Annotated in this window: 20 protein-coding genes and 1 tRNA gene; 13 read left to right on the forward strand and 8 right to left on the reverse strand. The window is 58.9% G+C overall.

Annotated elements, in window-relative coordinates; translation table 11 throughout:
- Positions 1-124: 124 nt before the first annotated feature.
- The 4 genes from IF103_RS22315 (at position 125) to IF103_RS22330 (ending at position 6,170) form a co-directional block, all read left to right on the forward strand.
- Entirely contained in the window at positions 125-2,047 is a 1,923-nt protein-coding gene (locus IF103_RS22315; RefSeq protein WP_186598906.1) for a PrkA family serine protein kinase, read from the forward strand.
- 119 nt (positions 2,048-2,166) lie between these two features.
- Positions 2,167-3,438 (forward strand): YeaH/YhbH family protein, encoded by a 1,272-nt coding sequence (locus tag IF103_RS22320; RefSeq protein ID WP_023382680.1) that lies wholly within the window; start codon positions 2,167-2,169, stop codon positions 3,436-3,438.
- On the forward strand, positions 3,435-5,003 hold the full coding sequence (locus tag IF103_RS22325) for a SpoVR family protein (RefSeq protein WP_023382681.1): 1,569 nt from the start codon (positions 3,435-3,437) through the stop codon (positions 5,001-5,003). The genes IF103_RS22320 and IF103_RS22325 overlap by 4 nt, the downstream gene beginning before the upstream one ends.
- 60 nt (positions 5,004-5,063) lie before the next feature.
- Positions 5,064-6,170 (forward strand): tRNA nucleotidyltransferase/poly(A) polymerase-related protein, encoded by a 1,107-nt coding sequence (locus IF103_RS22330; protein WP_202675674.1) that lies wholly within the window; start codon positions 5,064-5,066, stop codon positions 6,168-6,170.
- A gap of 62 nt (positions 6,171-6,232) precedes the next feature.
- Here the strand turns inward: IF103_RS22330 and folK are convergent, their stop codons facing one another.
- Both folK and folB read right to left on the reverse strand, forming a co-directional pair.
- The gene (gene folK, locus IF103_RS22335) at positions 6,233-6,742 is read right to left on the reverse strand and encodes a 2-amino-4-hydroxy-6-hydroxymethyldihydropteridine diphosphokinase (RefSeq protein WP_023382683.1); all 510 of its coding nucleotides are present in this window, start codon (positions 6,740-6,742) and stop codon (positions 6,233-6,235) included.
- Positions 6,733-7,089: a dihydroneopterin aldolase gene (gene folB / locus IF103_RS22340; protein WP_027907305.1), complete on the reverse strand. Its 357-nt coding sequence runs from the start codon at positions 7,087-7,089 to the stop codon at positions 6,733-6,735. Before folB ends, folK begins: the two co-directional genes overlap by 10 nt.
- Before the next feature lie 74 nt (positions 7,090-7,163).
- Here folB and plsY point away from each other — a divergent pair, with 74 nt between their 5' ends.
- The gene (plsY, locus tag IF103_RS22345; RefSeq protein WP_023382685.1) at positions 7,164-7,733 is read left to right on the forward strand and encodes a glycerol-3-phosphate 1-O-acyltransferase PlsY; all 570 of its coding nucleotides are present in this window, start codon (positions 7,164-7,166) and stop codon (positions 7,731-7,733) included.
- 15 nt (positions 7,734-7,748) lie between these two features.
- On the opposite strand, the gene tsaD is transcribed toward plsY, so the two are convergent.
- A complete protein-coding gene (gene tsaD, locus IF103_RS22350; RefSeq protein ID WP_023382686.1) occupies positions 7,749-8,774 on the reverse strand; it encodes a tRNA (adenosine(37)-N6)-threonylcarbamoyltransferase complex transferase subunit TsaD in 1,026 nt (341 codons plus the stop codon).
- A gap of 205 nt (positions 8,775-8,979) precedes the next feature.
- Between tsaD and rpsU the strand changes: the two genes are divergently transcribed.
- From rpsU to IF103_RS22385, 7 genes are all read left to right on the forward strand, one after another.
- Positions 8,980-9,195 carry a 30S ribosomal protein S21 gene (gene rpsU / locus IF103_RS22355; protein WP_003255575.1) on the forward strand — a complete coding sequence of 72 codons (216 nt, stop codon included), beginning with the start codon at positions 8,980-8,982 and terminating at the stop codon, positions 9,193-9,195.
- A gap of 293 nt (positions 9,196-9,488) precedes the next feature.
- A complete protein-coding gene (gene dnaG, locus IF103_RS22360; RefSeq protein ID WP_023382687.1) occupies positions 9,489-11,471 on the forward strand; it encodes a DNA primase in 1,983 nt (660 codons plus the stop codon).
- A 67-nt stretch (positions 11,472-11,538) separates the two neighbouring features.
- The gene (gene rpoD / locus IF103_RS22365; RefSeq protein ID WP_023382688.1) at positions 11,539-13,389 is read left to right on the forward strand and encodes an RNA polymerase sigma factor RpoD; all 1,851 of its coding nucleotides are present in this window, start codon (positions 11,539-11,541) and stop codon (positions 13,387-13,389) included.
- A gap of 119 nt (positions 13,390-13,508) precedes the next feature.
- Positions 13,509-17,252: a bifunctional diguanylate cyclase/phosphodiesterase gene (locus IF103_RS22370; protein ID WP_023382689.1), complete on the forward strand. Its 3,744-nt coding sequence runs from the start codon at positions 13,509-13,511 to the stop codon at positions 17,250-17,252.
- A 16-nt stretch (positions 17,253-17,268) separates the two neighbouring features.
- Positions 17,269-17,345, forward strand: a tRNA-Ile gene (locus IF103_RS22375).
- Positions 17,346-17,471: 126 nt separating this feature from the next.
- The gene (locus IF103_RS22380) at positions 17,472-18,548 is read left to right on the forward strand and encodes a tyrosine-type recombinase/integrase (RefSeq protein ID WP_202675675.1); all 1,077 of its coding nucleotides are present in this window, start codon (positions 17,472-17,474) and stop codon (positions 18,546-18,548) included.
- Between the two features lie 800 nt (positions 18,549-19,348).
- The gene (locus IF103_RS22385) at positions 19,349-20,302 is read left to right on the forward strand and encodes a hypothetical protein (protein ID WP_202675676.1); all 954 of its coding nucleotides are present in this window, start codon (positions 19,349-19,351) and stop codon (positions 20,300-20,302) included.
- Between the two features lie 525 nt (positions 20,303-20,827).
- Here the strand turns inward: IF103_RS22385 and IF103_RS22390 are convergent.
- From IF103_RS22390 to virB5, 5 genes are all read right to left on the reverse strand, one after another.
- A complete protein-coding gene (locus tag IF103_RS22390) occupies positions 20,828-21,019 on the reverse strand; it encodes an antitoxin VbhA family protein (protein WP_202675677.1) in 192 nt (63 codons plus the stop codon).
- Between the two features lie 290 nt (positions 21,020-21,309).
- A complete protein-coding gene (locus IF103_RS22395; RefSeq protein ID WP_252189416.1) occupies positions 21,310-22,395 on the reverse strand; it encodes a TrbL/VirB6 family protein in 1,086 nt (361 codons plus the stop codon).
- Complete coding sequence (locus IF103_RS22400; RefSeq protein WP_060538272.1) at positions 22,392-22,646, reverse strand: EexN family lipoprotein; 255 nt, start codon at positions 22,644-22,646, stop codon at positions 22,392-22,394. Before IF103_RS22400 ends, IF103_RS22395 begins: the two co-directional genes overlap by 4 nt.
- Positions 22,643-23,008, reverse strand: coding sequence for a hypothetical protein (locus IF103_RS22405; protein ID WP_252189417.1), 366 nt, complete (start codon positions 23,006-23,008; stop codon positions 22,643-22,645). The genes IF103_RS22400 and IF103_RS22405 overlap by 4 nt, the downstream gene beginning before the upstream one ends.
- A 127-nt stretch (positions 23,009-23,135) precedes the next feature.
- Entirely contained in the window at positions 23,136-23,900 is a 765-nt protein-coding gene (gene virB5 / locus IF103_RS22410; protein ID WP_252189418.1) for a P-type DNA transfer protein VirB5, read from the reverse strand.
- Between the two features lie 398 nt (positions 23,901-24,298).
- Between virB5 and IF103_RS22415 the strand changes: the two genes are divergently transcribed.
- Complete coding sequence (locus IF103_RS22415) at positions 24,299-24,835, forward strand: MobC domain-containing protein (RefSeq protein ID WP_202675679.1); 537 nt, start codon at positions 24,299-24,301, stop codon at positions 24,833-24,835.
- The last annotated feature ends 205 nt before the right edge of the window (positions 24,836-25,040 follow it).

A 25,040-nucleotide genomic window follows, 5' to 3' on the forward strand; every position in this document is an offset into this window, starting at 1 on the left:
GTGCGGGTCATCGGTAGCGTTACAAGGTGTTCTGGGGGGTATACAGCAATCGGCCCAGCCGCTTGCATGCCAGCATCAGCTGACTGATCCGGCGTCGTCTCCACGTATCGAGCGAGGTGACGTCATGAGCATTTTTAGCCACTTCCAACAACGTTTCGAGTCAACACGCCAGGAAGAACTCTCGCTACAGGAGTACCTCGAGCTGTGCAAAGAGGATCGTAGCGCCTACGCTTCGGCGGCCGAACGGCTGTTGCTGGCCATCGGTGAGCCCGAGCTGATCGACACCTCAACCAACTCCAGACTGTCGCGGATCTTCTCAAACAAGGTAATTCGCCGCTATCCAGCCTTTGCCGACTTCCATGGGATGGAAGAGTGCATCGACCAGATCGTGTCGTATTTCCGCCATGCCGCTCAGGGCCTGGAAGAGAAGAAACAGATCCTCTACCTGCTGGGTCCGGTGGGCGGCGGCAAGTCGTCGCTGGCCGAAAAACTCAAGCAGTTGATGGAGAAAGTGCCGTTCTACGCCATCAAGGGCTCGCCGGTCTTCGAGTCACCCCTGGGCTTGTTCAATCCCGCCGAGGACGGCGCCATTCTCGAAGAGGAATACGGCATTCCGCGCCGCTACCTGAACAGCATCATGTCGCCTTGGGCTACCAAGCGCCTGCAGGAATTCGGCGGCGACATCAGCAAGTTCAAGGTGGTCAAGCTGTACCCGTCGATCCTCAACCAGGTCGCCATCGCCAAGACCGAGCCGGGTGACGAGAACAACCAGGACATCTCCGCACTGGTGGGCAAGGTGGATATCCGTAAGCTTGAGGAATTCCCGCAGAACGACGCCGATGCCTATAGCTACTCGGGCGCGCTGTGCCGGGCCAACCAGGGCCTGATGGAATTCGTCGAGATGTTCAAGGCGCCAATCAAGGTCCTGCACCCGCTGCTGACTGCCACCCAGGAAGGTAACTACAACAGCACCGAAGGCCTCGGCGCGATCCCCTACTCCGGGATTCTGCTGGCCCACTCCAACGAATCGGAATGGCACACCTTCCGCAACAACAAGAACAACGAAGCGTTCATCGACCGTATCTACATCGTCAAGGTGCCGTACTGCCTGCGCGTCAGCGACGAGATCAAGATCTACGACAAGCTGTTGGTCAACAGCTCGCTGGCCAAGGCCCACTGCGCGCCGGATACGCTCAAGATGCTCGCCCAGTTCACGGTGCTCTCGCGACTCAAGGAGCCGGAAAACTCCAACATCTACTCCAAGATGCGCGTCTATGACGGCGAAAATCTCAAGGACACCGACCCGAAAGCCAAGTCTATTCAGGAGTACCGCGATGCCGCGGGCGTCGATGAGGGCATGAACGGCCTGTCGACCCGCTTCGCCTTCAAGATCCTGTCCAAGGTGTTCAACTTCGACCCCCATGAAGTGGCCGCCAACCCGGTGCACTTGCTGTATGTGCTGGAACAGCAGATCGAACAGGAACAGTTCCCGGCCGAAGTGCGCGAACGCTACCTGCGCTACCTGAAGGAATACCTGGCGCCGCGCTACATCGAATTCATCGGCAAGGAAATCCAGACCGCCTACCTGGAGTCCTACAGCGAATACGGCCAGAACATCTTCGACCGCTACGTGCTGTACGCCGACTTCTGGATTCAGGACCAGGAATACCGCGACCCGGAAACTGGCGAGATCCTCAACCGTATCGCCCTCAACGAGGAACTGGAGAAAATCGAGAAGCCGGCCGGCATCAGCAATCCGAAGGATTTCCGCAACGAAATCGTCAATTTCGTGTTGCGCGCCCGGGCCAACAACAATGGCAAGAACCCGAGCTGGCTGAGCTACGAGAAGCTGCGGGTGGTCATCGAGAAGAAAATGTTCTCCAACACCGAGGATCTGTTGCCCGTCATCAGCTTCAACGCCAAGGCCAGCAAGGAGGACCAACAGAAACACAACGACTTCGTCACCCGAATGGTGGAACGTGGTTACACCGACAAGCAGGTGCGCTTGCTGTCGGAATGGTATCTGCGGGTCAGGAAATCGCAATAAAGCGGCAAGCTACACGCCGCGCGCCCTTGGCTGCCCAGTCAGCCTCGGGCGGCGGCGGCTGCTTTTACGTGCAGCTCGTAGCTTGAAGCGTGCAGCTGTTCCCAGCTACCGGAGGGACCATGAGCTACGTTATCGACCGACGCCTGAACGGCAAGAACAAGAGCACGGTCAACCGCCAGCGCTTCTTGCGGCGTTACCGTGAACACATCAAGAAAGCCGTCGAAGAGGCCGTGAGCCGCCGCTCCATCATGGACATGGAACATGGCGAGCAGATCAGCATTCCGGGACGGGACATCGACGAGCCGGTGCTGCACCACGGTCGTGGCGGCAAGCAGACCATCGTGCACCCAGGCAACAAGGAATTCACTGCCGGCGAACACATACCACGGCCCCAGGGTGGCGGCGGTGGTGGCGGTCGCGGCAAGGCTGGCAACTCTGGCGAGGGCATGGACGACTTCGTCTTCCAGATCACCCAAGAGGAATTCCTCGAATTCATGTTCGAGGACCTGGAGCTGCCCAACCTCGTCAAGCGTCACCTGACGGGCGCCGACACCTTCAAGACCGTACGGGCGGGTATCGCCAACGAGGGCAACCCCTCGCGCATCAACATCGTGCGCACCCTGCGCTCGGCCCACGCCCGCCGCATCGCCCTGACCGGCAGCAGCCGTGCCCTGCTGCGCGAAGCCCAGGCGGAACTGGCACGGCTGAAAGTCGAAGAGCCTGACAATTTCACCGATATCCAGGAAACCGAAGCCGAGATCGAACGCCTCAAGGCACGCATCAACCGCCTGCCGTTCCTCGATACCTTCGACCTCAAGTACAACCTGCTGGTCAAGCAACCCAACCCCAGCTCCAAGGCCGTGATGTTCTGCCTGATGGACGTCTCCGGCTCGATGACCCAGGCCACCAAGGACATCGCCAAGCGCTTCTTCATCCTGCTGTACCTGTTCCTGAAGCGGAACTACGACCGCATCGAGGTGGTGTTCATCCGTCACCACACCAGTGCCCGCGAAGTCGACGAGGAAGAATTCTTCTACTCTCGGGAAACCGGCGGCACCATCGTCTCCAGCGCGCTCAAGTTGATGCAGGAGATCATGGCCGAACGCTATCCGGCCAGCGACTGGAACATCTATGCCGCCCAGGCCTCCGACGGAGACAACTGGAACGACGACTCGCCGATCTGCCGCGAGATTCTCTCCAAGCAGATCATGCCGCACGTGCAGTACTACACTTACGTCGAAATCACCCCGCGTGAGCATCAGGCGTTGTGGTACGAGTACGAGCGAATCGGCGAGGCCTTCCCCGACACATTCGCCCAGCAGCAGTTGGTTTCGGCCGGCGATATCTACCCGGTCTTCCGTGAACTCTTCCAGCGCAGGTTAGCCACATGACCGCCAGAGCACAGAGACGCCAACCCATTTCCACCGGGTCCGAGTGGACGTTCGAGCTGATCCAGACCTACGATCGGGAAATCAGCCGGCTGGCCGAGCGTTACGCCCTGGACACCTATCCCAACCAGATCGAGGTGATCACCGCCGAGCAGATGATGGACGCCTACGCGTCCGTCGGCATGCCGCTGGGTTATCACCACTGGAGCTACGGCAAGCAGTTCCTCAGCACTGAGAAGTCTTATAGCCGCGGCCAGATGGGCCTGGCCTACGAGATCGTGATCAACTCGGATCCCTGCATCGCCTACCTCATGGAAGAGAACACCATGTGCATGCAGGCCTTGGTGATCGCCCACGCCTGCTATGGTCACAACAGTTTCTTCAAGGGCAACTACCTGTTCCGCACCTGGACCGACGCCAGCTCGATCATCGATTACCTGGTATTCGCCAAGCAGTACATCGCCCAGTGCGAAGAGCGCCATGGCATCGATGCGGTCGAAGACCTGATCGACTCTTGCCACGCCCTGATGAACTACGGTGTCGACCGCTATAAACGCCCCTACCCCATCTCCGCCGAAGAGGAGCGTCGGCGGCAGAAAGAGCGCGAAGAGCACCTGCAACGGCAGATCAACGACCTCTGGCGCACCATTCCCAAGAGCGCAGAGAAAGGCAATGAGCGCGATGATGCGCGCTTCCCCGCCGAACCTCAGGAAAATATTCTCTATTTCATCGAGAAGAACGCGCCACTGCTCGAGCCCTGGCAGCGCGAAGTGGTGCGCATCGTGCGCAAGATAGCCCAGTACTTCTACCCGCAACGCCAGACCCAAGTGATGAACGAAGGCTGGGCGACGTTCTGGCACTACACGCTGATGAACGACCTGTACGACGAAGGCCTGATCACCGAAGGCTTCATGATGGAGTTCCTGCAGTCGCACACCAGCGTGGTGTTCCAGCCCGGCTTCGACAGCCCGTACTACAGTGGCATCAACCCTTACGCACTGGGCTTTGCGATGTATACCGACATCCGGCGCATGTGCGAGAACCCGACCGAGGAAGATCGCCGCTGGTTCCCAGACATCGCTGGCAGCGACTGGTTGTCGACCATCAAGTTCGCCATGAGTAGCTTCAAGGACGAGAGCTTCATCCTGCAGTACCTGTCGCCCAAGGTGATCCGCGACCTCAAGCTGTTCAGCATCCTCGATGACGACCAGCGCGACGACCTGCTGGTGCCTGCTATCCATGACGAAGCGGGCTACCGGATCATCCGTGAGCAACTGGCCGCCCAGTACAACCTGGGCAACCGCGAGCCCAACGTGCAGATCTGGAGCATAGACCGCCGTGGCGATCGCTCACTGACCCTGCGCCACCAGCAACACAACCGCAAGCCACTGGGCGACTCCACCGATGAAGTGCTCAAGCACCTGCACCGGCTGTGGGGCTTCGATATCCACCTGGAAACCGTGCAAGGCGACCAGGTCATGAAAACCCACCACATGCCGCCACGCGGCGAGCACAGTGACAGCGGCGATTATGGCCGCATGGACCTGGCCGTGGTTCATCACCTTTAAGCTCGACGCACCGCCATAACTGCCAACAGGGTATCCTGTGGGCAGTTATGGAGGCTGCACATGCAAATTTACAAAGTCGGTGGCGCGGTCCGTGATCGTCTGCTCGGGCGCGCGGTCAGCGATATCGACTGGCTGGTGGTGGGCGCGACGGTCGAGGAAATGCAGGCCAAGGGTTTTCGCCCGGTCGGCGCGGATTTTCCGGTGTTCCTGCACCCGCAGACGGGCGAGGAATACGCGCTGGCACGCACCGAGCGCAAGAGTGGACGCGGCTATGGCGGCTTCACCTTTCATGCCAGTCCAGAGGTCACGCTCGAAGAGGACCTCATACGCCGTGACTTGACCATCAATGCAATGGCGGAGGATGACCAGGGCAACGTACTGGATCCCTACCACGGCCAGGAAGACCTTGAACACCGCCTTTTACGCCATGTTTCCCCCGCGTTCGCCGAAGATCCTTTGCGTGTGCTGCGCGTCGCCCGCTTCGCCGCACGGTATGCGCCATTGGGCTTCCAGGTAGCTGACGATACCCTTGAGTTGATGCGCCAGATCGCCGCGTCCGGCGAACTGCAAGCGTTGACTGCCGAGCGCAGCTGGAAAGAGATCGAGCGAGCATTGATGGAGGAACAGCCACAGGTGTTCATCCAGGTGCTGAACGACTGCTCGGCACTTCAGGAGTTGATGCCCGAGCTCCACTGTGACGCGGATTCGCTGGCAGCGCTGGTACAGGCAGCCAAGCATCGACAACCTCTGCACGTGCGTTGGGCGTGCCTGTTGGATAGGGTGCAGCCGGCAGCCATCAAGGCACTCAACCAGCGATTCAAAGCCCCGCGTGAATGCCAGGAACTGGCCGTGTTGACCGGTGAGTTTTCCGGTCGTGCCGATGCAGGAATGGCGCTTGAGCCTTCAGGCTTGCTGGAGATGCTGCAGAAATTCGACGTCTATCGGCGGCCACAGCGCTTCGAGGACTTCATAGTCACGTGCGAAATGAGGGCGCTTGGGCGCGGGGAGCAAACGTATCCACAGGCCGAGTACCTGCGTGGAGCGGCGGCAACGGCCAGGGCAGTTAATGTGAAGCCGTTGGTGGACGCAGGCCTGGCCGGACAGGCGCTGGGAGAGGCCCTCAAGAACGAGCGACTGAAAGCGATCGAGGCGTACAAACGCCGCTGACCACGAGGCCCGCCCGCTCCAGGCGCGGCCTCGTGTCGCGCCTACGACGATCGCGAAAAAGCTCAAGCCGGGGTCAACTGCACACCCCGCCACTCGAACGCCACCGGTGCCAGCACCTGGTCGATGTTCGCCTCCTCCCACAACTGCGCCATGCGCTTTCCGGCCCCTGGGTGCACCAGCTCAGGCGCTAGCAACGACAGTGGCCACAGCACGAACGCGTTCTTCAGAATTTCCGCCCTGGGCAGCACCAGCCCATCGAAGGTACCGTACAGATCGTCATACATCAGCACATCGATATCCAGCGGCAAGCCCTTGCGATCCGGTGCGTAACGGCCGTTGTCCGCCTCAATGAACTTGAGCCGGCGATCCAGCTCCATCAGCGGAAGATCTGTCTTGCCGGTGACCACGAAATTGATGAAGGGGCCACTCTTGATCCCCACGGCCTGGCTCTCGAACGCCGGAGAACAACGCATGTCCTTGAGGATGCCAGCCAAGGCGTCGAGCCCAGCGCACAGGTGCGCCTGGCGGTCGATATTGCTACCCAGGCCCAGGTAAACCGTGCTCAGAGACATCCGCGCTCGATCTCCACGCCAACACCGCCACGGGCTGCCGGGACAGCTCCTGGCTTGGTCAGTTTCAGGCGTACCCAAGGAATGTGGAACTCTTCCATCAACGCTGCCACCAAGCGCTCGGCAAAGGTTTCCACCAGCTCGAAGCGCGCCTGCTCGGCGAAAGCCTGGATGCGTGCCGATACGCTGGCATAGTCCAGCGCCAGGCTCAGATCGTCACCGGCCGCCGCTGGGCGGTTGTCCCAGGCGAAACTCAGGTCAAGGCGCAGGCACTGGCGAATATCCCGCTCCCAGTCATAGGCACCGATGACGGTATCGACTTCCAGGCCTTCGATGAACACTCTGTCCAAGCACTTCTCTCCACAGCACGACAAGGGCGACTGGCGCCGTTAGAATCAGGGCGTCCTCGCCCGGAATAGTTAGCATGTTTTGGTTATTGGCGCTGCTCGCCTACCTGCTCGGCTCGCTGTCCTTCGCCATCGTCCTCAGCCGCCTTTCAGGCAGCCCGGACCCGCGTTCCAGCGGTTCAGGCAATGCCGGCGCCACCAACATGCTACGCCTGGCAGGCCGTAAACTGGCGATCCTGACCCTGCTTGGCGACCTGTGCAAGGGACTTTTGCCCGTCTTGCTGGCCCGTCTCGCTGGCCTTGACCTGCAGGAGCAGGGCTGGGTCGGCGTCTGCGCGGTGCTCGGCCACCTGTTCCCACTGTACTTCAACTTCAAGGGTGGCAAAGGTGTCGCCACCGCGGCCGGCATGCTCATGGGCCTGTACTTTCCTGCCGCATTGCTGGCCATCGGCGCCTGGCTGCTGACCTTCTACCTGACTCGAACCAGCTCGCTGGCCGCGCTCATCGCCACTCCACTTACCCTACCGCTGCTGGCCTGGCGCGAACCCGAAGCGCTGCTGCCGATCAGCGTCCTGACCGTGCTGATCGTCTGGCGCCACCGTAACAACCTGCGGGATTTGTTCGCCGGGCGCGAAAGGCATTTCTAACGCACCCATCGACCTTCACACCGGCGGCAACTGCTCCATCGGCCAGCGCGCCTGCACGCTGATCGCCAGGTCCTGCTGCTGCCCGGCCAGCAAGCGCTGACAACCGGCGTAGGCGATCATGGCGCCGTTGTCGGTACAGAACCGCGGGCGGGCGTAGTAAACATTGCCTTTGATACCGGCCAGCATCTCTTCCAGCGACGCCCGCAGCGCCTTGTTGGCACTCACGCCACCGGCGATGACCAAGCGCTTGAGCCCGGTCTGCTTGAGGGCTCGCTTGCATTTGATGGTCAGAGTCTCCACCACCGCCTGCTGGAACGCCAGGGACACGTCGCAACGGGTTTGCTCACTGTCGTCACCAGCATCGCGGCATTGCTGCCAGGTGTTGAGCGCGAAGGTCTTGAGGCCGCTGAAGCTGAACTGCAGGCCTGGGCGATCGGTCATCGGTCGCGGGAATACGAAACGCCCGGGCACGCCGTGTTCGGCCAGACGGGCAATTTCCGGCCCACCCGGGTAGTTGAGGCCGATCAGCTTGGCGGTCTTGTCGAACGCCTCGCCGGCCGCATCGTCCAGGCTCTCGCCCAACAGTTCGTAACGCCCGATGCCATCGACGCGCACCAGCTGAGTGTGCCCGCCGGACACCAACAAGGCGACGAACGGAAACTCAGGAGGCTGCTCCTCGAGCATGGGTGCGAGCAAGTGGCCTTCCATATGATGAACGCCGATCGCTGGAATATCCCAGGCGAACGCCAGGGCCTGGGCGCACGAGGCACCCACCAGCAGCGCCCCGACCAGGCCAGGGCCTGCGGTATAGGCAATGGCGTCGATCTCGGTGGCCACGCAGCCAGCCTCGTCCAGCACCTGGCGGATGAGCGGCAGCATGCGCTTGACGTGGTCACGCGAAGCAAGCTCCGGCACCACCCCGCCAAACACGCGGTGCAGGTCGATCTGACTGAACAGCGCGTCGGCCAACAAACCGCGCTCGCTGTCGTATAATGCGACGCCGGTTTCGTCGCAGGATGTTTCCAATCCCAGTACTAGCATGGGTTCGTCCCTTGTGGGGGCTGAATTCGAAGCCGCGCATGATAGTCCCCGTGCCGGGTGCCGACCAGCGGTTTTCGATCAGAGGCTTTGCATTCCGGCCAGCTAAGGGTTAACATCCGCAACCCTTGAAAACCGACGTTCTCCAGCACACCTTTTGTTTTGCCAGGAGCACGTCTACCCCGGTAATGAATTAAGGTAGCCCTGGATGCCAGCCGTCAAAGTTAAAGAGAACGAACCCTTCGACGTAGCTCTGCGTCGTTTCAAGCGCTCCTGCGAAAAAGCCGGTGTACTGGCTGAAGTTCGTAGCCGCGAGTTTTACGAGAAGCCGACCGCCGAGCGTAAGCGCAAAGCAGCTGCTGCTGTTAAGCGTCACGCCAAGAAAGTTCAGCGCGAACAGCGCCGCGCCGTTCGTCTGTACTAATACAGACGTTCTACGCAGAGCTTCTGCCCAGCCCGGCACCATGCCGGGCTAATGGCAGCAGTTGCTTTACCCCTTGAGCTCTCGCTTGAGGCGCCCAAATGCAGTGTCCTTGCATAGCGGCAACCTGCCTTAACACGTCAGAGCTGGTCTACGACCAGTCGTGCACGTCCTGACTGACGAGCCCTCACCGGCTGGCGACGAGCACACATTCCCTCGCATTTCCCCAAGCAGCAACCACTCCGATGTGGCGCGTTAGCGATTAGACTTGCCAATTGCCAGATGACGAGACTGCCATGGCCGGGCTGATTCCCCAGAGTTTCATTGACGACCTTATCAACCGCCTCGACATCGTCGACGTGGTGAGTTCGCGCGTCCAGCTGAAAAAGACCGGCAAGAATTACTCCGCCTGCTGCCCGTTCCACAAGGAAAAAACGCCGTCCTTCACGGTAAGCCCCGACAAGCAGTTCTACTACTGCTTCGGCTGCGGGGCCGGCGGCAACGCCCTGGGCTTCGTCATGGACCACGACAACCTGGATTTTCCCCAGGCCGTGGAGGAACTGGCCCGCGCCGCCGGCATGGAAGTACCCCGCGAGGAAGGCCGGCGCTCGCAAAAAACCCGCCAGCCGACCGACTCACCGCTGTATCCGCTGCTGGAGGCGGCCGCCGGCTTCTATCGCCAGGCCCTGCGCAGCCACCCGACCCGCAAGGCCGCGGTGGATTACCTCAAAGGCCGAGGCCTGTCTGGCGAAATAGCCCGCGACTTTGGCCTGGGCTTCGCCCCACCCGGCTGGGACAACCTGCTCAAGCACCTGGGTGCCGACAGCCTGCAACAGAAGGTGATGATCGACGCCGGCCTGCTGATCGAGAACGCCGAAAGCGGCAAGCGTTACGACCGCTTCCGCGACCGGGTGATGTTCCCGATCCGCGACAGCCGTGGCCGAATCATCGCCTTCGGCGGTCGGGTGCTGGGCGACGACAAGCCCAAGTACCTCAACTCCCCGGAAACCCCTGTCTTCCACAAGGGCCAGGAGTTGTACGGGCTGTACGAGGCACGCAAGCACAACCGCAACCTCGACGAGATCATCGTCGTCGAAGGTTACATGGACGTCATCGCCCTGGCCCAACAAGGCCTGCGCAATGCCGTGGCGACGCTTGGCACCGCCACCAGTGAAGAACATCTCAAGCGCCTGTTCCGCGTGGTGCCAAGCGTACTGTTCTGCTTCGACGGCGACCAAGCTGGGCGCAAGGCCGCCTGGCGCGCCCTGGAGTCGACCCTGTCGGCCCTGCAGGATGGCCGTCGGGCACGCTTTCTGTTCCTGCCCGAAGGCGAAGATCCGGACAGCCTGGTCCGCGCCGAAGGCACCGATGCCTTCATGGCACGCATCAACCAGCACGCCCAGCCGCTGGCAGATTACTTCTTCGAGCAACTGAGCAACGAGGCCGACCCGCGCTCACTGGAAGGCAAGGCCCATATGGCCACCCTGGCCGCACCGTTGATCGAAAAGATTCCGGGTGCCAACCTGCGTCAGCTGATGCGCAATCGCCTGAAGGAAATCACCGGCCTCGATCCGCAGCAGGTCGAGCAACTGGCCCAGCATGCCCCGGCGCCGAACAGTGTGCCGGACTACGACCCTGGCTACGACTACGACGCCATGGCCAGCTTCACCCCCGACTACGGCGACCTGGCGCAGCACGACTACGCCCCTGCCCATCAGGCGCACGAGTGGAAGTCCAACAAGGGGGGCGGTAAGAAGCCGTGGAGCGACAAGCCCTGGGACAAGAACCGCAAGGGCGGCAAGCCATGGCAGCAGCGTGACGAAGCCCCGCCCCGGGTGCCGGCGCCGGTGGAACCGCCTACCCTGGCGGCCCTGCGCACCCTGCTGCACCACCCGCTGTTGGCCGGAAAGGTCGAGGACGCCAGTCATTTCGCCGACGAAGAGCATCTTTACAGCCAGCTGCTGGTCGCATTGATCGAAGCCGCACAGAAAAATCCTGGGCTAAGCTCAATGCAGTTGATCGCACGCTGGCACGGCACCGAACAAGGCCGCCTGCTGCGGGCCTTGGCGGAAAAGGAATGGCTTATCGTAGCCGACAACCTTGAACAACAGTTTTTCGACACTATAACTAGCTTGTCCGCCCGCCAACGCGAGCGCAGCCTGGAACAACTGCTCAGGAAATCACGTCAAAGCGAATTGACCAGCGAGGAAAAATCTCAGCTCCTCGCCCTGCTGAGCCGGAATGTTCCCGCACAAACGCCGACCTCATCTGGCGCGTGAGGCCCATGCTCGGGTATAATCCTCGGCTTGTTTTTTGCCCGCCAAGACCTTCAGTGGATAGGGTGTTATGTCCGGAAAAGCGCAACAGCAGTCTCGTATCAAAGAGTTGATCACCCGCGGTCGTGAGCAGGGCTACCTGACTTACGCGGAGGTCAACGACCACCTGCCTGAGGATATTTCAGATCCGGAACAGGTGGAAGACATCATCCGCATGATCAACGACATGGGGATCAACGTATTCGAGAGTGCTCCGGATGCGGATGCCCTTCTGTTGGCGGAAGCCGACACCGACGAAGCCGCGGCCGAAGAAGCCGCCGCTGCGTTGGCGGCCGTTGAAACCGATATCGGCCGCACGACCGACCCGGTGCGCATGTACATGCGCGAAATGGGTACCGTCGAGCTGCTGACTCGCGAAGGCGAGATCGAAATCGCCAAGCGTATCGAGGAAGGCATCCGTGAAGTCATGGGTGCTATCGCCCACTTCCCGGGCACTGTCGACTACATTCTCGGCGAATATGACCGCGTCACCAGCGAAGGTGGCCGTCTGTCGGATGTTCTCAGCGGTTACATCGACCCTGACGACAACATCGCCGCACCGACCGAAGAAGTGCCGATTCCTGGCGCCAAGACCGCTGCCGCGAAAGAAGAGTCCGAAGATGAGGACGAAGAAAGCGACGACAGCGGTGACGACGAAGAGCAGGAAAGCGGTCCGGATCCGGAAGTCGCTCGCCAGCGTTTCGGCGCCGTCGCCGACCAGCTCGCCATCACCCTCAAGGTGCTGAAGAAGCATGGTCGTGATCATGCCGACAGCATCGCTGCGATGCAGGCCCTGGCCGATCTGTTCATGCCGATCAAGCTGGTGCCCAAGCAGTTTGACGCATTGGTCGAGCGTGTACGCGATTCGCTGAACCGCCTGCGTCAGCAAGAGCGCGCCATCATGCAGCTGTGCGTACGTGATGCGCGCATGCCGCGTGCCGACTTCCTGCGCCTGTTCCCGAGCAACGAAACCGACCAGACCTGGTCCGGTGATCTGGCCAAGCGCAACACCAAATGGGCTGCCGCCCTGGGTGAAAAGGACGCCGCCATCGTCGCCTGCCAGCAAAAGCTGATCGACCTCGAGAACGAGACCGGCCTGACCGTCGCCGAAATCAAGGAAATCAACCGTCGCATGTCCATCGGCGAGGCCAAGGCCCGTCGCGCCAAGAAAGAAATGGTCGAGGCGAACCTGCGTCTGGTGATCTCCATCGCCAAGAAATACACCAACCGTGGCCTGCAATTCCTCGACCTGATCCAGGAAGGCAACATCGGCTTGATGAAGGCGGTGGACAAGTTCGAATACCGTCGTGGTTACAAGTTCTCGACCTACGCCACCTGGTGGATCCGCCAGGCGATCACCCGCTCGATCGCCGACCAGGCGCGCACCATCCGTATTCCGGTGCACATGATCGAGACGATCAACAAGCTCAACCGTATTTCCCGGCAGATGCTGCAGGAAATGGGCCGCGAACCGACTCCGGAAGAGCTTGGCGAGCGCATGGAAATGCCTGAGGACAAGATCCGCAAGGTATTGAAGATCGCCAAAGAGCCGATCTCCATGGAAACCCCGATCGGTGACGACGAAGACTCGCATCTGGGCGACTTCATCGAGGACTCGACCATGCAGTCCCCGATCGACGTGGCCACGGTCGAAAGCCTCAAGGAAGCGACCCGCGACGTACTCTCGGGCCTGACCGCACGCGAAGCCAAGGTGCTGCGCATGCGTTTCGGCATCGACATGAATACCGACCACACCCTCGAAGAGGTGGGCAAGCAGTTCGACGTGACCCGCGAGCGGATCCGTCAGATCGAAGCGAAGGCGTTGCGCAAACTGCGCCACCCGACCCGCAGCGAGCACTTGCGCTCCTTCCTCGACGAGTGATGACGAACCCCGGCCCAGGCCGGGGTTTTTCTTGTGCAAAAAAAGGTTGTGGTACACAGCTACCCCAGACGAAATGCCCGTCTACACTCGACTTCAGATCACCTGAATGCGAGGCCGCTATGCCGCTTATGCCGGCCATTCTGTTGCTGCTCCTTATCCTTTGGAACACAACGGCCGGCGCCCTGACCCTGACTGACGAGGAAAAGACCTGGCTTGCTGCCCACCCGCAGCTGAGGCTGGGTGTCGATGCTTCCTGGCCACCTTTCGAGTTCCGCGACCAGGAGGGCAGATACCAGGGATTGGCCGCCGATTACATCGCCATGATTCAGGAGCGCCTCGCAGTGGCGCTCAAGCCCATCGAGCCCAGCAGTTGGACCGAAGTACTGGAGCAAGCGCGTACCAGTCGCATCGACCTGCTACCCGGCATCATGTCGACGCCTGAGCGTCAGGACTACCTGGCTTTCACCCGCCCCTACCTGGATTTCCCCATCGTCATTCTTGCCCATGAAGGCGGGCCGCAACCTCGCACCCTGAAGGACCTGTACGGCCTGAAGATTGCCGTGGTGGAAAACTACGCGCCCCACGAGCTGCTGCGCACCCACCACCCAGACCTCAACCTGGTGGCCATGCCCAATGTCAGCTCGACATTGCAGGCCCTGGCCACCGACGAAGTGGACGCAGTGGTCGGCGACCTGGCCTCAAGCATCTGGAGCTTGCGCCAGCTGAAGCTCGACGGCCTGTACGTCAGCGGCGAAACCCCCTATCGCTACCAGCTGGCAATGGCAGCCCCCAAGGACAAGAAGATCCTGGTGGGCATTCTCGACAAGGTCATGGCCGACATGTCCAGCGGCGAGGTCAGTCAAATCCAGCAGCGCTGGGTTGGCAATGTGGTCGACCAGCGTACCTTCTGGCACGACATGCTGCTCTATGGCCTGCCAGGTGTGCTGATCCTGGTGGCCATACTCGCTGCGATGATTCGTGTAAATCGCCGGCTCAGTTCGGAGATCTCCCGTCGCATTGCACTGGAGCAGGAGCTGCGCAGCAGTGAGTACCACTATCGCGGGCTGGTCGAGAGCCTGTCGGCGATTGCCTGGGAAGCCGACGCGAACGATTTCACCTACAGCTACGTTTCACCCCATGCCGAGAACCTGCTCGGCTACCCTCTGCACGACTGGCTCAAACCCGGGTTCTGGCGCAGCATCCTGCATCCTGAAGACGCACTGTGGGCCCAGGCCTTCAGCGAAAGCGAAACTGCCGCGGGCCGCGACCACAGCCTGGACTACCGGGTGATGCGAGCTGACGGGCAACCGGTATGGATTCGCAACATCGTCAGTATGATCGAGCACGGCCACCGGCCACTGATGCGTGGGCTGATGATCGACATCAGCGAAACCAAGCGCACCGAAGATGCCCTGCGCCTGTCCGAGCAGAAGTTCGCCTCGGTCTTCCAGCAGTGCCCCGACATCCTGCTCATCGCCCGCCACAGTGACGGCTGCCTGTTGGAAGTCAACGAAGCCTTCGAGGAACAGATAGGCCTGCCACCCGGCCAGGTGATCGGCCGCACCGCCACCGAATTGAACCTGTGGGGCGTCGACGGAACCGGCCCGTTGCTGCTCGAGCGCCTGCATCGAGGCGGCATCCGCAACCTTGAAATGAGCTTCAGGCGAAGCAATGGCCAGCTGTTCACAGGCCTGACATCGGCCGAAACCTTCGACCTGGACGGCACCCAGGCATTGGTCGTGGCCGTGCGCGACATCAGCCAACTCAAGGAAACCCAGCAACAACTGCAAACCTCGGAAGAAAAGTTCGCCAAAGCGTTCCACGCATCGCCTGACGGCCTGCTGCTGTCGCGCCAGAGCGATGGCCTGCTGATCGAGGTCAACGAGGGCTTCTGCCGCCTGACCGGCTATGACTTTACCCCCAGCATCGATCAGACCTCCCTGGACTTAGGCATCTGGGTCGACCTCAACGAGCGCAAGCGCTTGATCGAGCTGCTCAACCGCGATGGTTTCGTCCGCGACTTCAGCTGCCTGATCCGCCGAAGCGATGGGCAGATTCGCCTGTGCGAGCTCTCTGCGCGTCCGCTGCCGATCGCTGGCGTCGATTGCATGCTGACCATTGCCCGTGACATCACCGAACGCCACCTGATGCAGGAAAAGCTGCAACTGGCCGCAACCGTGTTCGAGAACACCGCAGAGGGCGTGCTGATCACCGACACCGACCAGCACATCAGCGCGGTCAACCGCGCGTTCAGCGAGATTACCGGCTACAGCGAAGTCGAAGCCCTCGGCCAGACCCCACGCCTGCTCGCTTCAGGCCAGCACGACAGCGCCTTCTACGCAGCCATGTGGCACCAGCTGACCGCAGAGGGACATTGGCAAGGCGAGATCTACAACAAGCGTAAGAACGGCGAGCTGTACCCAGGCTGGCTGACTATCAGCAGCGTGCGCAACAGCGATGGCGAGATCACTCACTTTGTCGCGGTGTTCGCCGATATTTCCAGCCTCAAGCACGCCCAGGCCAAGCTTGATTACCAGGCGCACCACGACCCACTCACCGGCCTGCCCAACCGCGCCCTGTTCGAGAACCGCCTGCAAGCCGTGTTGAGCTGCGCGCAAGTCTCCAACCGGCAGGGTGCGGTGCTGTTCCTCGACCTCGACCGCTTCAAACACATCAACGACAGCCTTGGCCACCCAGTCGGCGACTTACTGCTCAAGGGCATCGCACAACGCCTGAAGGAGCAAGTTCGCGATGTCGACACCGTAGCGCGGCTGGGCGGCGATGAGTTCATCATTCTCCTGCCAGGCTTGCACAAACCCAGCGACGCCAGCGCCATCGCCAACAAACTGCTGGCCTGCTTTAGCGCGCCGTTCCAGGCAGGCGAACATGAGTTCTTCACCAGTGCCAGCATCGGCATCAGCCTGTATCCGCAGGACGGCACCGACGTCGCCACGTTGATCCGCAATGCCGACGCGGCCATGTACCGTTCCAAGGCCAAAGGCCGCAACCGCGTCGAGGCCTACACCCGCGACCTGACTATCCAGGCCAGCGAGCGCATCGCCCTGGAGCACGAACTGCGGCGCGCCATCGAACGCAACGAAATGAGCCTGAGCTTCCAGCCCAAGTTCAGCTTAAAGACCCAGAGCCTGGTAGGCGCCGAAGCCTTGCTGCGCTGGAGCCACCCCACCTTCGGTGAAGTTCCGCCGGAGCACTTCATCCACCTGGCCGAAGAAAACGGCACCATCCTGCAACTGGGCGACTGGGTGCTGGAGCAAGCCTGCCGGCAGATGCATGCGTGGAAGAAGCGCTACAGCGCCTTCGGCCCACTGTCGATCAACCTGGCTGGCGCCCAGCTCCGCCACCCCGGCCTGGCCAAACGCATCGAAAGCCTGCTCAAGACCTACCAGCTCAAGGCCGGCGACCTGCAACTGGAGATTACCGAGAACTTCATCATGAGCCAGGCTGAAGAAGCCCTGGCCGTGCTGCATCAGCTCAAGCAACTGGGCGTACAGTTGGCCATCGATGACTTCGGCACCGGCTACTCCTCGCTCAGTTACCTCAAGCGCCTGCCGCTGGACATCCTCAAGATCGACAAGTCATTCATCCGCGGCCTGCCCGACGACCCGCACGACGCGGCCATCGCCCGCGCCATCATTGCCCTGGGCCGCAGCATGCAACTGACCATCATTGCCGAGGGTGTGGAAAGCCAGGCCCAGCAACGTTTCCTGGCCAGCGAAGGCTGCGAACAGATCCAGGGCTACATCGTCAGCCTGCCGCTGTCCCCGGAAGAGTTCGCTGCTACGTTTCTTCGCATAGCACTGTCCGATCTTTCGGATGGCACGCTTTCAAAACCCTCGTTATAATCCGCCCACCTTCTGAGGGCCTATAGCTCAGTCGGTTAGAGCAGAGGACTCATAATCCTTTGGTCCACGGTTCGAGTCCGTGTGGGCCCACCAACCTTGAAGCCGCGTATTACGCGGCTTTCGGCTTTTTGGGTTTGTGGCAGCCGGATCAGTCCTATGGTCCGAAGGTACAAATTAGGTACAGTGCGGCTTCGCTTGCACGCCTTTGGAGTCCTTCAGATGGCCACAATCGTCAAAACCCCTGCCGGCACCTGGAAGGCCGTCATCCGCAAGACCGGATGGCCGACCAACGCCAAAACCTTCCGCACCAAACGCGACGCCGAGGATTGGTCACGACGTACCGAAGATGAAATGGTGCGGGGTGTGTATATCCAGCGCAGCGGGTCAGAGCGACTGACACTCGAAAATGCGCTGCAACGATATCTGCGCGAAGTCAGCCCTACCAAAAAGCCCACCACGCAGAAGGCCGAGGCGACCAAGGCTCAGCAGTTGATCAAGCACCTGGGCAAATACTCGCTGGCAGCCCTGTCGTCAGAGGTGATTGCGAACTATCGCGATACTCGACTTGGTTCGTTGACCAGCCGCGGTAAACCAGTGAGCAACAATACCGTTCGGCTGGAGTTGGCTTTGCTCAGCCATCTGTTCACGGTAGCCATTCAGGAATGGGGCCTTGGGCTCACATTCAACCCAGTGCTCAACATTCGGAAGCCGAGCCCAGGGGAGGGCCGAAATCGTCGCCTCACGGCAGACGAGGAGCGTCGATTACTGACAGCTGTAAACAAGCACAGCAACCCTATGCTCGGGTGGATTGTCAGCATCGCTTTGGAGACCGGTATGCGATCGTCTGAAATCACAGGGCTACGTCGGCATCAGATCGATGTCAAAAAGCGTGTAGCGCGCCTTGTGACAACGAAGAACGACAGCGCCCGGACCGTCCCCCTTAGCAAGCTCGCTGCTGCCGCATTCCAAGCAGCGCTTCAAAACCCTGTGCGACCCATCGATTGTGATCTGATCTTCTTTGGCGAACCCGGAAAAGACGGAAAACGACGCCCCTATGCATTCACGAAAATCTGGGGGTTGCTCAAATCTAAGCTGGGCATGCCAGATTTCCGCTTCCATGACCTTCGCCATGAAGCAGTCAGTCGATTGGTGGAAGGTGGGCTTTCAGACCAAGAGGTTTCGAGCATCAGCGGCCATAAGTCAATGCAAATGTTGAAGCGATATACGCATCTTCGTGCGGAAGATCTTGTGGTGAGGCTTGATAGCTTGAAAGTCAGGAAAATAAATAAAAAATAATTTCTATCAATTTTGCTCCCGTGATAGATATCGGCCCAACCCCTGTATTCATTGGCTATCTCAGACGCACCTGCTACCAAAGTTACATAATTTGGCAAATACAGATAAGTAACCCCAACAATCCAAACTCATGCGCCTTGGTCGAAAACCAAGGCGTAGCCATTTGACGATTCCCTGTAAGCCCCCAAAGATACGCCTAACTATTAGCAACTATGGTTGATTGATAATGACGACCGAACAGTATTTGCTTGGGCGCTTTGGTCCGCTTATGAGCATCGTAGACATCGCTGCGATACTGGGACGCTCTCCAGAAGGGGTTAGAGTCGCCATGTACAACGACTCCGATCTGTCGCGAAAATTGAAGCCAACGGTAATCCGTATTGGACGCCGAGTGTTTTTCCGCACAATTCAAGTAAACGACGCCCTAGGCTTAGATGGGAATCTGGAATGACCAACGCTTTGGACCTGGGCTGGGCAAAGCTCTCGGTTAGTGAAAACACTAGGTCCAGCGACCGACATTACACAAAATTACTATCACTAATCGAACGGCATGAAGCTCTTCCTGATATCAGACATGCCGTTAATCCAAGCTACAGCAACCACATAGCAAATACCAAAAAGCCCGGTGTGGCAACCGGGCTCCTCGGATTTTTCAGAACAAGTTTTCTCTTTCGACGGTAGAAACCTGTTCGTAAACCTACTCGATTTACAAAAGAAGGTGAGCCGATTATGGCTAGCACTTCGACTTCGCACAAGTCAAAGAATGCGGCTTTTATCACTCACCGCCGAATGGCGGGATTATGGGTTCAATCTCCGTAGCTCAATCAGGAAGACGCAGCAGGCCCTATACCCATCGTGTTAATCACGGCGGTAACTATTGCGGCCACTCGCCAGAAACCCCGCGTCTGGAGCTGGTGTATGACGTTGTGAGCCCTGGAAAAGCTCTACCCGGCATTTTGACCGAACTCAAAGAACGGGTTAAACGCTACTACATCAAACCCGCCGTCCTGCCCTCTCTCCGCAATGCAAACCACAACCCCGGTGGCCGTCAGCAGCGCAGCGAACGCCGCGAAGCATGTCTTCTGATGCTGGCGGTCATCGTTTCCTATACAGACCTTGTGTCGCTACGCTGCGGCGTGCCGACGAAGCATGGTTTTATGTCACTGACCCTAGATTATCTAGTCGAATACACAGGCTTGCACATGCGCCGCGCAGAACGCGCCATGGCCGACTTAAAGCGTGCGAACCTCATCACCTGCAGCCAGCCGCGAAAGCTGAATGAAGACGGCACTTATCGCGGCCTGGCGGCAGTAAAGGCGGTGAACAAAATGTTATTCACCGCCTTTGGCCTCGGTAAGCGCTTGGAAAGGGAAACGGAGCGCGCTAAAGATCGACTGGCCAAGAAGATCAAGAAGGCGGGCGGCACCATGACCAGTTGGGCCCGCAACAGGCTGGTAATTGGGGGCATCAAAAACCCGAAGCCTGTGAAGACATCAGCAAGTGACCACTCCCAGCCAACGATAGCCAAGGCCACCACGGGGCTTACAGCGGCCTTTAGGTCACCACAAATTCCCCAGGCCATACCTGCAGGGGCTGACGCTCATACATATTCCCTAGCACGCACCGAACTGGCGATAGCGATCTTGAAAGCGAACCCAGGTAAGACAGCGGCAGAGGTAAACGCCGAAGCTGACCAGATCCTCAGGCAACGCTACACAGCCAAGACAGCCAAAGCAGGACGACTCACCGCCTAGCCTTATCTGGCAGGCCTCCCCACGCTCGCAAGGCGTCAAAGAGGCTAGAAACAGCCTCAAAACAACGTTCTCCGGCCGAAACCAACCCCCTTCCTCTCTGGCTATCCCCATAACTCCCCCGATTTCGAAGTTATCCACAGGCACGTGGTCGGGCCGTTGTGAACCGTTACCGTTAAGTGTCGGTAAGCGGTTTCTTAGGTGTCGGACCTTAACCAGTAGGTCTTAAAGGAATCAGAAGCCGAGGGATTGCTACCATCCTGTGCGGTAGCCAACTAAACACAAAACACAGCACTCCGCGCTTCGCTTGGGCAACCCCTTCGGTTGCACCCCGCGTCCTATCCTTGCCGGACGGGCGGCAGGGGCAGGTCCGGCGGCTTCGCCTTGTTCCTTCCCCTGTCGCTAGGCTTGGTCGCTTACAGCTGCATCAAGGGTACGGCTACGCCCATCATCCTCATCCGTTCGGTGCTCGCCCTCTGGGCTGCGCTCCGCTGCGGCTTCCGGTGATGCCCTTGACTCAGCTTCCAGCTATTCATCGATGGTGGCTGAAGCAAATTCTGCCAAGGTGAGTTCACCGTTCACAAAGGCTTGAGCGCGTTGCTTTTCATCTGCGCTCAGTGCAAAGCCCTCGAGTACAATTGATGCACGAGCATACTCGACAGCTTTCCGACGCCGCTCCCGCTCAGCACTCGTGATGATGATGCTCTCCGAAGTATTCACGGGCTTTCCCCTCGTGTCGGTGATTAAAGCAAGACAATTTCAGCGCTGAACAGATAAACGAGGGTCAAGGGCGTCACCGGAGGCCGCAGCCCGTGAAACGGGACCGGGCGAGGATGACGGCGAAGCGAACCCTTGACGCTGCGCACCTCCAATCCTATATGCGGGGGCTGCTGGATGCCTTTCCCAGCCGCCCCTGCTACCGGCGAGGGCGGGAAGTCCAGAGGGGCAGAGCCCCTTTGGGCAAGCCCGTCAGGGCGCGCAGCAGGGTCCATAATTCTGACATCTGGTCGCTAACTACCGACCCTCCCTCCTCTCGCCCTGCCCCAGTTCTTGCCCAGGTTCTGCATGACATGCTGCCGATAGGCTGGGTTCCAAACGCTGTTTCCTGCGATCACATGATTCAAACCTCTTGCAGTGGTCATCATGCCCGACTGCAGGTCACGGCGCGTTGACATCGGGTTAACGGTGTTGAAGACCGCCTTGGCTGGGTTTAACGCAGCCTGAGTCATCTGCCGCAATGTGATCGCACTGGACGACAGACCACCTGCAAGCTGGCCTCCCAATGAGTAAGCCTGATAAACCATGTAGAGCACGATCCCACTCAACGCGAGAATCTCCAGCATGTCGGTCGCTGGACCGTTTCCAGCGGTGGGCTGCACATCAGCCAGCATTGTCGAGAAGAACTTCATCCCCAGCGTAAGCACTGACGTGATCGCTGCGCATTGAATGATGTAGGTCATCACCTGGGCGAACCATTGGTCGAACCACTTGCTGGTCATCTGACCGAACAGCAACAGTGCGATGAAGAGCGGGCCGCACCCCAGCAAAAATGCCAACAGCACCTTGGCTGTGATGATCATCGCTCCAGCGGGTAGCGTAATCAGGAATGTTGCGATGAGCATCGTTCCAGCGATAAGCCAGTCATAAAGAATCATGCCTATCTCGGTCATGCCACGACGTCCGGCGCGAGCAATCAGATCGGAAGCGATATCAAATCCATCGGTCATGGCTCTATCAATCACCTGATACACCGATTTGGCAGCCACACCTTTGCCATTTGGCGAGAACGCATCTGCCAAGCCAACCTCCAGGCCGCGAATCGCTTCCACGACCCAACCAAGGTACGTATCAGCATTGAGTGCCAATGCGCCGATGAATACCCATTTCAACATGAGTTTGAAGACATGCGGGAGAGGATGCTCGATGAAGCCACCGACTGACAGAAGGCCCAGGATCATGAAGAAAAGGCCACCGCCAGCAACGAACAAGCCCGAGGAGTTATCAATGACACCATATGCCATGAGTTGCACGTAGCCGTTCAACACCGAGTCGATTGAGCCACCTACCCATTCGTAAAAATTGGACTCCATGGTCATTGCCCCTCCAAATTCAGCATTTCACGCTTCCGATAGCCGCGCTGATCAAGCTGCTGCTCATTCCTGGCCTGCTTGGCATTAACGCAGTTCGGCGTAAGGGCCAGAGTCCCAGCATGTCGCTCGCACTCCGATATACGAATATCCCTTTCCGAACTGTGGGCTTTGTACCAATCAACAGAATGGACCGGTTCATCCGCCCCGCAGCCCGTGAGCAGAAATAAAACAACAATTGGGAAACGAGAGGCTGTCATTTCCGGCCCTCCCGATTCTGATCCGTGCCATTCACATCACGAGGCAGCACATGCTCCGCCTCCGTGCGGAATTCCCCAGCAAACTTCAGCGAATAGGCCAGCTCAGCAGCGTTGATAATCTGAAGTGCTGCAAGCGTTCTCAACGCGCTTTCCCTTGTCCCTGCCCAACTACCCGCGATGCGATATTCGGACCTCGAAATCAATAGCGACGAACCCAGTGCACATGCGAACGAGATCAAAACGGCGAGCGCTGGGGAGATTGACCCAGTTGCTCGGGGCGGCACTATCTGCAGCCAATCGGCAAGCGCCAATACAAAAGGCATGATCGCGGCCGATGCCGCCAGGAGATCGCTCTGGATCAACTCAGGTGCACGTCGTGACACCTCTTTCAAAGCCCCGAACCGGCCAATGCAAATCCAGAATCGCCGTAAGGAAGTGAGGATGAAGAAGCACACGACCAAGGGGAGGATATGAGCGTACGAGATCATTTCAGTTGCCCCCCAGGTTCAGCAATGCGCGATTCTTGTAGCCTCTCTTGTCGAGCACCTGGGCATTCAGTTCCCGTTGCCGCTGCTCCTGAATCTTGCCCTCGGCCTCAGCGACCATTTGGAACATCTGCAATTTGGTCTGCTCGTTCTGGATCATCGCTTGCTCTGCAGCGATGCGACCCTGCAGCTCTGCGATCCCTTTGGGATCTTGCGTTTGATTGATCTGCCCCATGAGCTGGTCAATCTGGCGCAGTCGGGCTTCGGCCTGGTCATAGGCCTCCAGAGCAAACGCTTTATCTTGCGACGGCTTCACCGCCTGTGCTCGGCAAGCATCGCGCTGCTGATCCTGAGCCAGGTTTTCGCAGGCATCGAACACCTTGTTATCCGCATAGATCGAACCAGCACGACCATTCAGGCCTGAATAGCCGCCATGCTTCACTGCGTCATACACTGCCTGCCAGTCTTGAGGCAGATACTCTCGTAGCTGCGGATCATCAAATACTCGACCGAGCCCACGCGACCCCGTGAGCGCACCGTACTGCTGTTTCATCTGGTCAATCTGAGACGCCATCTGCTGAACCTGTTGGGCCCAGCGAGTCGTGTTAGACGCGAACTCGGCAACAGTCATAGGAGAATCCGTAACTTGAGTAGTAACGGTTACGGGAATTTGCGCGAAACTCTGCTGTGAACACATCAGCGACGCAAATATTGTCGCGAAACCAAATGATCGGACACCTTTCCAGGCTGGACGTATAAACAGATCCATAGCCATCTCTCCATTGAACAATGGTGAACACTGAGCCGTCTGTCCGGCCTGTCGATCTGTTTAGGAATCGCACCCGGCACGGTTATACCGTTCTTGGGGTGACTATGCGCCAGTCTTACCCGGTGTAGGCCCCGTCTTTTAAGGGCCGCGCCCATAATGCGTTATGGCATCAGCGAGGCGGTTGCAGTGCTCATCTAACAAACCAAAACATTACATTTTGGCGAAATGCATTATCTCACTTTGGCCCCATATCTAGAAGTGCCATACATCCCATTTCTTCGTCATGACTAAATTTCATTGCAACGAATGACTACTGCAGGATAGGCTAATCGCCGGTAAAGTACGCGCGCATGCGCTGCTTGCTTATTTGAGCGCAGCTATTGTTGCTGGAGGGTTATATGGTTCAAAAAAAATCCTATCTGAACGTCTACCTAGGGACGGTAAAGGAACCTTGGGTTGACTACTGCAACACGCTTGGAAAGAAACCCGGTGCAGCCATTAAAGAGGCCATCGAGCAGCAGTTAGCCAAAGCAGAAGCGAACTCCCAGCCGAAAACCTATCGGCAAACAGAGTCTGTCAAGGAACCGAAAGAGCGTTTCGAAATCCTGCTTACGACCTCAGAAAAAGCGGCCATCAAAGATCGGGCAAGCACTGAACGCTGTTCAATGCGCCGCTGGATTGTCGATGCGATCCGAACAGGGCTTACGCATGAACCACAGTTCAGCATGTCAGAAATCGACGCCCTAGGTGAATCCAACTATCAATTGCTTGCCCTGGGGAGAAACCTGAACCAGATTGCCCGGCGTTTGAATGAAGGCCATTACGAGCCGATCACCGTGGAGCGGATCGTTGCACTTAGCCGTCTTATCGACAAGCATACGGATATCGTAAGTGATGCGATCCGAGCCAGTCTTGAGCGCTGGAGCCTCGAGTGATGCCGGGGTATGAGTGCAATATAGCAAGATGTGCCGGATACTCACCCGCCCCTTTGACGACGGAGTGCCCGCGCATTTATACACACCCACTCCAAGTATGCGTGGATCTATTTGCTGATAATTGGAATGAAAGCGGCACAGTGCTCAATTCCCGCTCTTAGTATCTTCGGTGAGCGTTGGCAACCAACTCATAAATAGCCCGCGA

It is taken from the genome of Pseudomonas sp. SK2 (assembly GCF_016772395.1).
Lineage (GTDB): Bacteria > Pseudomonadota > Gammaproteobacteria > Pseudomonadales > Pseudomonadaceae > Aquipseudomonas > Aquipseudomonas taiwanensis.

Excerpts from the sequence above, each read along its gene's own strand:
- IF103_RS22315 (WP_186598906.1), top strand. The coding sequence starts at position 125 with ATGAGCATTTTTAGCCACTTCCAACAACGTTTCGAGTCAACACGCCAG.
- IF103_RS22320 (WP_023382680.1), top strand. The coding sequence starts at position 2,167 with ATGAGCTACGTTATCGACCGACGCCTGAACGGCAAGAACAAGAGCACG.
- IF103_RS22325 (WP_023382681.1), top strand. The coding sequence starts at position 3,435 with ATGACCGCCAGAGCACAGAGACGCCAACCCATTTCCACCGGGTCCGAG.
- IF103_RS22330 (WP_202675674.1), top strand. The coding sequence starts at position 5,064 with ATGCAAATTTACAAAGTCGGTGGCGCGGTCCGTGATCGTCTGCTCGGG.
- folK (WP_023382683.1), bottom strand. The coding sequence starts at position 6,742 with ATGTCTCTGAGCACGGTTTACCTGGGCCTGGGTAGCAATATCGACCGC.
- plsY (WP_023382685.1), top strand. The coding sequence starts at position 7,164 with ATGTTTTGGTTATTGGCGCTGCTCGCCTACCTGCTCGGCTCGCTGTCC.
- tsaD (WP_023382686.1), bottom strand. The coding sequence starts at position 8,774 with ATGCTAGTACTGGGATTGGAAACATCCTGCGACGAAACCGGCGTCGCA.
- rpsU (WP_003255575.1), top strand. The coding sequence starts at position 8,980 with ATGCCAGCCGTCAAAGTTAAAGAGAACGAACCCTTCGACGTAGCTCTG.
- dnaG (WP_023382687.1), top strand. The coding sequence starts at position 9,489 with ATGGCCGGGCTGATTCCCCAGAGTTTCATTGACGACCTTATCAACCGC.
- rpoD (WP_023382688.1), top strand. The coding sequence starts at position 11,539 with ATGTCCGGAAAAGCGCAACAGCAGTCTCGTATCAAAGAGTTGATCACC.
- IF103_RS22370 (WP_023382689.1), top strand. The coding sequence starts at position 13,509 with ATGCCGCTTATGCCGGCCATTCTGTTGCTGCTCCTTATCCTTTGGAAC.
- IF103_RS22380 (WP_202675675.1), top strand. The coding sequence starts at position 17,472 with ATGGCCACAATCGTCAAAACCCCTGCCGGCACCTGGAAGGCCGTCATC.
- IF103_RS22385 (WP_202675676.1), top strand. The coding sequence starts at position 19,349 with ATGGGTTCAATCTCCGTAGCTCAATCAGGAAGACGCAGCAGGCCCTAT.
- IF103_RS22395 (WP_252189416.1), bottom strand. The coding sequence starts at position 22,395 with ATGACCATGGAGTCCAATTTTTACGAATGGGTAGGTGGCTCAATCGAC.
- IF103_RS22400 (WP_060538272.1), bottom strand. The coding sequence starts at position 22,646 with ATGACAGCCTCTCGTTTCCCAATTGTTGTTTTATTTCTGCTCACGGGC.
- virB5 (WP_252189418.1), bottom strand. The coding sequence starts at position 23,900 with ATGGATCTGTTTATACGTCCAGCCTGGAAAGGTGTCCGATCATTTGGT.
- IF103_RS22415 (WP_202675679.1), top strand. The coding sequence starts at position 24,299 with ATGGTTCAAAAAAAATCCTATCTGAACGTCTACCTAGGGACGGTAAAG.